This is a genomic window from Flavonifractor sp. An306 (genome assembly GCF_002159455.1).
In the GTDB taxonomy this organism is placed as follows: domain Bacteria; phylum Bacillota; class Clostridia; order Oscillospirales; family Oscillospiraceae; genus Flavonifractor.
Map to the genome: position 1 here is coordinate 1 of NZ_NFIQ01000191.1, position 1467 is coordinate 1467.

2 protein-coding genes are annotated in these 1467 nt (G+C 64.4%); both read right to left on the minus strand.

All coding sequences use genetic code 11. From position 1 onward, the window contains the following. Positions 1–737, minus strand: a 737-nt coding sequence (locus tag B5F88_RS19490; RefSeq protein WP_140402224.1) for a hypothetical protein, incomplete at its 3' end; no start/stop codon positions are given. Further along, positions 734–1467: hypothetical protein (locus tag B5F88_RS20930; RefSeq protein ID WP_204246278.1), on the minus strand; the 734-nt coding region annotated here is incomplete at its 5' end. The genes B5F88_RS20930 and B5F88_RS19490, both read right to left, overlap by 4 nt.

Here is a 1467-nt window from a genome sequence, read left to right on the forward strand (position 1 = left end):
GCCTGGGGCTGATCCGCCGAGGGGAGGGGCGGCAGAGGCCTGTTTTGCCGGTACAGGTACATGCCCGACACCGCCAGCACGCAGACGGCCAGCAGGACGCAGGCGATGACCACGGGGGCCTTGCCCCGGCTCTTTTGCTCCGGCGCGGCGCATTCCCCGCCCGCCTGCATGGCGGGCATGGAGGCGCCCGCCAGATGGGCCCGCACCATTTCGTCAAACTCCAGGGCGTGCTCCGACTCCCGGGACAGGATGGAGATAAGCTTTTTCCCGCCCTGGTAGTAGGTGAATTTCCAGTCTCTGTCCGGACTGAGCGCCTGGGCGCTGTCCAGGCTGGACTGCTGCAGGCTCTGATAGATGGCGTAGCCGATGACCCCGCCCGCTACCGTAGCGGCGGTGGCTTTGGGGTCCCCGGTGCAGTCCAGGTTGACCTGTCTGGCGGTGATCTCCGACCAGGTGACCTGCTTTGCCGGGGTCAGCAGCGGATAAAAGGTGACGCTCTGGCCGCTGACCCGGATGCGGGGGCGGTTGCGGAAGTAAAAACAGGCGGCGAACAGGAGGAGAAACAGGATCAGAAAGCCCACAAACAGCCAGAATCCCCACCGCTCTTCCCTCAGCAGGTCCTTGATAAAGCCCAGGTTGAGAAACCACACGATGGCCGCCGCCGCGGCCAGGCACAGAATTTGCGCGAATAAAAGCTTTCCCTTCCGCTTTTTGTTGGGATATACCTCCAGCTTCATCCGTATGCCTCCTCTCCCACCGGCTCCACAGATACCACCAGATGGAACTGCGTGGTATAGGAGAGGCGGTACTGTTGGGAATTTTCCTCGTTCCAGCTGATGCTCTCGTTTCCGTTATACAGCGTTTGCCGGTCGGGGGTAAAGCCCAGGCAGTCCGGTATGTAGAATGGCGTCCAGGTGGGGTCCGCGCTGGCGCCCGTGGCGCTGTACTGGGTCACTGGCTCCGGCTGGCCTTCGGCGTAGGGGCCGGGGAGACCCTCCTGCTGCGTCCTGGGGCTCAGCCATACCGTGGTCTGCTCCAGCTGTCCGCTTTCCAGCTGGGCCAGATCCTCACCGCTCCGGGCCAGCAGCCCGGGGACATCCTCCTGGCCCAGCATGGCCACCCCCAAAAACAGCGGGAAACCGACGGACACCACCACCAGTCCCAGCAGAGTGAGGGAGATATCTGCCTTTTTGAGGGCGATGACAGAGCCCGCCGCCGGCAGCAGGACGGCTACCACCGCCGCGCCGATGAGGAGGATGTACCAGGTGCGATATCCCCGCAGCAGCGCCTCGGGGGACTCCGCCTGTCCCACCAGCAGGTTTAACACGGCGGGGGTGAGGGAGAGCCAGAATACCAGCACCCCCAAAAACAGGCCGATGAAGGGGAGCAGGGCGGGGAACAGCGAGCCCGTGAAGGCCCGGCGGGCCTCCGAAGGCGCTGTCGGAGGGGACTCAGGAGCAGGTTCGG